This window comes from uncultured Paraglaciecola sp., assembly GCF_913058035.1.
GTDB lineage: Bacteria > Pseudomonadota > Gammaproteobacteria > Enterobacterales > Alteromonadaceae > Paraglaciecola.
The window spans coordinates 1-6,035 of record NZ_CAJXPA010000213.1 but is presented as its reverse complement, the minus strand read 5'-3'; the positions used below and the strand labels follow the sequence as shown (position 1 = coordinate 6,035).

Genomic DNA, 6,035 nt, shown 5'->3' with positions numbered 1-6,035 from the left:
TCATGGATCAGAATAAAGAGTTAAAAAAAGCGGGACTAAAGATCACTCTTCCCCGTTTGAAAATCCTAGATATTTTACAGCAACCTGAAAATCAACATATCAGTGCTGAAGATGTGTATAAAATTTTGATTGAGCATGATGAGGATATCGGCTTAGCAACAGTCTACCGAGTTCTAAATCAATTTGATGATGCAGGCATTTTGAACCGACATCACTTCGAGGGTGGTAAATCAGTTTTCGAAATCAGTCATAAAAAACACCACGACCATTTGGTTTGTTTGAAATGTGGCAAAGTAATTGAGTTTGAGGATGATGTTATTGAAAGGCGCCAAGAAGAAGTAGCTGAACGCCACAACATGAAACTTACCCACCACAGCTTGTACTTGTATGGTGAGTGCAAAGTAGAATGTGACGAGGATTAATTGTTACGTTTTTGTGAAAAACGCCACCAACTAGTGGCGTTTTTTTGTTTTATACGATGAATTTAGATGACTAAATCTTAAGAGTAAAACCGGCTTCAAAATTAATGGTGAATGGAAAGTCGGATCTTTATTAGGCTACCCTCTGATAAGCTGTTTTCTCAGGTACTTTTTATAAGTCACAGGCGCCAAAGAGTATTCATAAGCTTGTAAATAATACCCAGCATCATTACGTCAGTACCTGCGCCTATTTAGTCCAAACGCCCATCACGATATCAACAAGCAACAAGGTTGTTCAACATGCCACCCATGTCACCTCAATATTTTAAGCAGCTATCGATAACCCCGCGGACAAACCGTCCAGATTTTAGCATTGCCATTGATATCTTTCGTGTCACATCTGGGCCATCCGCATAAGCCTCATCCCCTTCGTAAGCAAGCGTATTTAGTAACTCAATCTTTGTTTGCAACCTTGCTAGACGAAAGTATATCAACTGATTATTACGCATTTGATAACAAAACCCTGCACCTTCTGCACCAATAAGGTTACGCTGGGCTCACACAACGTCAAAAAATATTTACGTAGTATCAAAAGGTTGCTTCCCAAGTTTTTCAAAGGCTTAGAGAAACAAATACCTCGAGTGTTGGTTGGCACAATCACAAGTCACTTATTTTTATGTGCCAGCTCATCACTATTATTCACTAATAGACAAATGTAATCAGCTTATGCAGAAGTGGTGATCCAAATTTTGATCCCATTAATCACATCATCATCACCTTCTTTGCGTGCATTTTTTATGGCTGTCACATCATAGCCAGCATGAGGCTCGTTTACACCAGTTGCCATGGGCAATCCGCCACATCGAACGCGACCCAGTTCTTCCAAAAAAAATTTTGATAGCTGTAATCAAGACTCACATCACCATATTCAGTAACTTATGAATACTCAACAAACTTGAGTCACCTATTTTATTTACGCTTAATGGGCTGGAAAAGTAGCAGTTTTTTCCCACTCGTCGACATGGATTGATTTCCTTGTCGATAAACTGCGCAGTTGTTGCGCAAATGGCATTATATTCATTGGTACAGTATGACTAATTCCTAGTTGAGTACACTTTGATCAGCGCCTATGGTTGAGGCTTTTTTAAAGGCTGGACGAGCTTGAAGCCTCGCAAGATAATCTTTAACTTGTGGGGTGTATTGACTGTCTAACCCCAAAGATTGTCCCAAATGCAATGCATATCCCACTGCGATATCCGCAATCGTAAAACGTTCATCACATAAAAATTCCCGTGACTCAACATGCGCATCGAGGCGTCTTAATCGAGCAATAAACCAAGCGGCATAATCCTCTACAGCCTGAGGCAAACGCCGTTCTCCCTGCTCTAATTTACTATAACGCAGTACAATAGTTTGCGGAAATGTCAGCGTAGCATCACTATGATATAGCCAATTCAGATAGTCCCCGTATTCGGAATGGTCTGGTCTTAGGCCAACATCATACCGACTATACTTTTCGACTAGATAATGGCAAATACCACTTGATTCCGTCATAGTAGTATTGTCGTCTTGAAAAAAAGGAACGGTTCCTAACGGATTTATAGCTAAGAAATCCTTTTTGAAAAAACGCGGTGGGAACCGGAGCAACTCCACCTCATAAGGTAATTGCATTTCTTCCATTGCCCACAAAGGACGCAACGAGCGCGCACCATGACAGTGCCAAAGCTTCATTTTCATATCTAATCCCTATCACTACGCGAGTAAATAGCACGGTCACCACTTTTTCCCATCGAAAAATAAAGCAACTTTATAATGTAGAGCCAGATAAACCATTATATAGTCATCTTTGGCATCTAAATCTAGCCCTTAGCGCTTGCTTAAACCTGCCTTAGGTGGACTAATTTAGTGGCACCTTAAACCTACTCAAGAACACATTTAAGAATCTCAATTTGATTATTTTATTTACCAACTTAAATCATCTGGAATGTCATAGTCTGCGTACCAATCGTCATCTTCGCTGCTTTTCTGATCCGCGTCACTGATATTGTCAGCACGATAAACAACACATGCCTCATCACGCTCTGCAATTTTATCCGCAACTGGGGTCGGCACTAGCTCATAACCATCGTTTAACTTAACAATTGCGAGCTTACCCTGGGTGATTTGTTTTTGGGTAGATGGACTAACATACATGCGTTTGATCATAGTGCCATCAGTAAAGTTGCAAGCAACTTCTTCTTGGCGACCAGAGCCACTAAATTTCGGTTGTTTATTGGTTTCAATTAGCTGTTTAATTTGCCCCACCAATGCCTTTTGTTCTGCTTGTTGTTTTGTTTTTTGGTTGAGCTGTCTATCTTTTGTTTTTTTAGCTTCAACCAGTTCAGCAGCGGCTAATTTTGCTTCATTTGTTTCTACCACATTATGATTTTTTTGTGCTTTTGCTTGTTTATTTTTTTGTTGCCGAACTTGGTTTGCTTTTTTCTTATTGGTTAAGCCAGCTTTGAGTAATTGTTCTTGTAAAGACAACGCCATAATTGAATGCCATATTGCTAAAGATTAATTGAACTTATGGCAATACACCAGCCAGAAACTGTGGTATTGCCTTAAATATTTAGACCTACATTACTTTTTAGGTTTCTTACGCTTATCTTCCACAACCCATTTTTCGTCGGTACACCATGCAGACCAGCCCGTCGCTTTGCCTTCTTCATTTTCTGACATAACGTACTGCTGTTTGGTCTTTCGGCTGTAACGCACGATAGAAGGGCTACCATCAGGGTCTTTTGCGGGTGCATCAGCTAAATAGTAAAACTTAGGAGAAATTCTATCTCTGAATCTAGCAAGCTCCTCTACTTTAGGGGCTCGGGTCTCTCTTGATTTAGGAAAATTGTGCGCTGCTAAGAATATACCAGATGCACCATCTCTGAGCACAAAGTGAGCATCAGATTTTATACATTCTAATTCAGGCAAATCAGTGGGGTCTTCCTTAGGTGGCGCAGCTTCGCCATTCCTAAGTAATTTTCGAGTATTTTTGCATTCTTCATTTGTACACCCAAAATATTTACCAAAGCGTCCACTTTTCAATTCCATGTTAGATTGGCACTTGTCACATTCAAGAATGGGTCCTTCATACCCTTTGATCTTGAAGGTACCTTTCTCTTCATAAATACCTTCACATGTTGGCGTATTACCACATACATGTAACTTGCGAGACTCGTCAACCAGATAACTATCCATAGCTGTTCCACAAACGCCACAGCGACGTTTAGATCGTAACACTTCGGTTTCTAATTCTTCTTCGTCTTCAACCTTGATGACTTCATCACCGGAAGTTAAATTCATGGTGCCTGTGCATCGTTCTTTTGGGGGTAAGCTGTATCCAGAACACCCCAAAAAAACACCTGTACTAGCCGTGCGAACATTCATCGGACGGTCACACTTTGCACAAGCTATATCGGTAGGCACAGCTTGATTTAAACGCATGCCACCTTCTTCAGGCGATTTTTCAGCAATAACGAGTTTTTTTTCAAAATTCTCATAAAATTCGTTTAATACGCCTTTCCATGAAGCCTTTCCTAATGCCACTGCATCCAGTTGCTGTTCCATATTGGCAGTAAAATCATAACCAATTAAATCATCAAAATTTTCCAGCAATCGATCATTAACTATCTCACCCATTTTTTCAGCATAGAATCGTTTACTTTCGATCCGTGCATAACCTCTGTCTTGAATGGTTGAAATGATACTGGCATAGGTAGATGGGCGACCAATTCCACGTTTTTCTAACTCTTTTACCAAAGATGCTTCATTAAAACGCGCCACAGGTTTTGTAAAGTGTTGCTTGGCCTCAAGAGCTTTAAGCGTTAAGTCTTCACCTTCTTTTACATCAGGCAACAATAAATCTTCTTCACCTTTTTTACGCTGTGGATTTTGTACTTTTGTCCAACCATCAAACTTTAATACACGACCTTTTGCAGTTAACTCGAATTCGCCAGCTTTAACTCTTATAGTGCTGGCGTCATATTTAGCTGGCGTCATTTGACAAGCAACAAATTGACGCCAAATTAATTCGTATAAACGCTGAGCATCTCGCTCTACTTCACTAATTGATTCAGACTTCAGAAGAACATTAGAAGGGCGAATAGCCTCATGTGCTTCTTGTGCGCCTTCTTTACTACCATATTTTATGGGGTTTTCTGGTAGATAAGCGTTACCAAAATTGTCATTAATATAATCGCGACAGCTATCCACCGCCTCTTTACCTAAATGAGTTGAGTCGGTTCGCATATAAGTAATATGACCTGCTTCATATAAACGCTGAGCCATCATCATGGTTTTTTTAACACCAAAGCCCAAACGAGTACTTGCAGCTTGTTGTAAAGTAGAAGTAATAAGCGGTGCTGATGGTTTACTTTGAGTCGGCTTAGATTCGCGACTCAACACTTGATAACTAGCGCTTTCTAAAAAGTTTACCGCTTTATCAGCTTGCACCTTGTTAACTGGTTTAAATGCGGCGCCACTTTCTTTTACAACTTGCATCCGTAAACTGGTCTGTTTAGCGGTGTTTAAGTCTGCATGTAAGTCCCAAAACTCTTCAGGTACAAAGGCTTTAATTTCTCTTTCACGCTCGACCACTAAACGAGCAGCTACAGATTGAACACGTCCTGCAGACAACCCGCGTGCCACTTTTTTCCATAACAACGGAGACACCATAAAACCAACAACCCGGTCTAAGAATCGTCTGGCTTGTTGGGCATTCACCATTTCGATATTCAATTTTCCAGGATGAGCAAAAGCTTCTTGAACAGCGTTTTTAGTAATTTCGTTGAACACTACTCGCTGAAAATTTTTGCCAGGTTCGTCAATAAGCTCACGTAAATGCCAAGCTATCGCCTCTCCTTCTCTATCCAAATCCGTTGCGAGATAAACAGTATCGGCATTCTTAGCCAGCTTTTTTAGCTCATTTACAACTTTTTCTTTACCTTCTAGTACGTCGTAGTGCACTTGCCAATCGTTTTTTGGATCGATCCCCATACGATCAACTAATTTTTTATATTCATAGTCGCGTAAATAATTTTCACGCTTTTTTTCGGAGAGAAGTTTAAGTTCTTTTGCTGGTTTTTTAGGCGCAACTTTACCCACAGCCTTGTGAGGAAGATCTCGAACGTGGCCGACACTAGATTTAACAATAAAATCTTTGCCGAGATATTTATTAATCGTTTTTGCCTTTGCCGGTGATTCGACAATGACTAGATGTTTTGCCATAAATTGGTATTAACCTTTGATTTTTATAGGTTTTTATTGGTTAGGCACATACTAAGTGGTAGTTACCTATCAAGAATGCTTTTTTACATATATCGACAAAATGAATAGAAAACAAGTTCTTCTTCATACTTATCTAATATTCTTTTTCAAAAGAGGCTTTTACTGTTCACTTTTAGAACAGCCTGATTGGCAGAACAAACAAAAACAGTATAATGCACATCTAATCGTTTTTTGTATGTGATTTCAGATAATAAATATCCAGTACAAATTACCCAATTGCCATAGATAAATAACAATAATGGAGGTTTAGATGAAACAGTTTGAAGCCAATTTTGATGGACTGGTAGGACC

7 protein-coding genes are annotated in these 6,035 nt (G+C 39.7%); 1 reads left to right on the top strand and 6 read right to left on the bottom strand.

What is annotated here, in order from left to right; all coding sequences use genetic code 11:
* The first annotated feature begins 2 nt into the window (after window positions 1–2).
* Entirely contained in the window at window positions 3–422 is a 420-nt protein-coding gene (gene fur / locus QZ562_RS18635) for a ferric iron uptake transcriptional regulator (protein WP_293763545.1), read from the top strand.
* 314 nt (window positions 423–736) lie between these two features.
* On the opposite strand, the gene QZ562_RS18630 is transcribed toward fur, so the two are convergent.
* From QZ562_RS18630 to QZ562_RS18605, 6 genes are all read right to left on the bottom strand, one after another.
* A complete protein-coding gene (locus QZ562_RS18630) occupies window positions 737–928 on the bottom strand; it encodes an acyl-CoA dehydrogenase family protein (RefSeq protein WP_293763542.1) in 192 nt (63 codons plus the stop codon).
* Between the two features lie 215 nt (window positions 929–1,143).
* Window positions 1,144–1,266: a hypothetical protein gene (locus tag QZ562_RS18625; RefSeq protein ID WP_293763539.1), complete on the bottom strand. Its 123-nt coding sequence runs from the start codon at window positions 1,264–1,266 to the stop codon at window positions 1,144–1,146.
* Between the two features lie 254 nt (window positions 1,267–1,520).
* Window positions 1,521–2,156: a glutathione S-transferase family protein gene (locus tag QZ562_RS18620; RefSeq protein ID WP_293763537.1), complete on the bottom strand. Its 636-nt coding sequence runs from the start codon at window positions 2,154–2,156 to the stop codon at window positions 1,521–1,523.
* A gap of 225 nt (window positions 2,157–2,381) precedes the next feature.
* A complete protein-coding gene (locus tag QZ562_RS18615) occupies window positions 2,382–2,951 on the bottom strand; it encodes a DUF2058 domain-containing protein (RefSeq protein ID WP_293763534.1) in 570 nt (189 codons plus the stop codon).
* A 90-nt stretch (window positions 2,952–3,041) separates the two neighbouring features.
* On the bottom strand, window positions 3,042–5,684 hold the full coding sequence (gene topA / locus QZ562_RS18610) for a type I DNA topoisomerase (protein ID WP_293763531.1): 2,643 nt from the start codon (window positions 5,682–5,684) through the stop codon (window positions 3,042–3,044).
* Between the two features lie 146 nt (window positions 5,685–5,830).
* Window positions 5,831–6,035: hypothetical protein (locus QZ562_RS18605; protein WP_293763528.1), on the bottom strand; the 205-nt coding region annotated here is incomplete at its 5' end.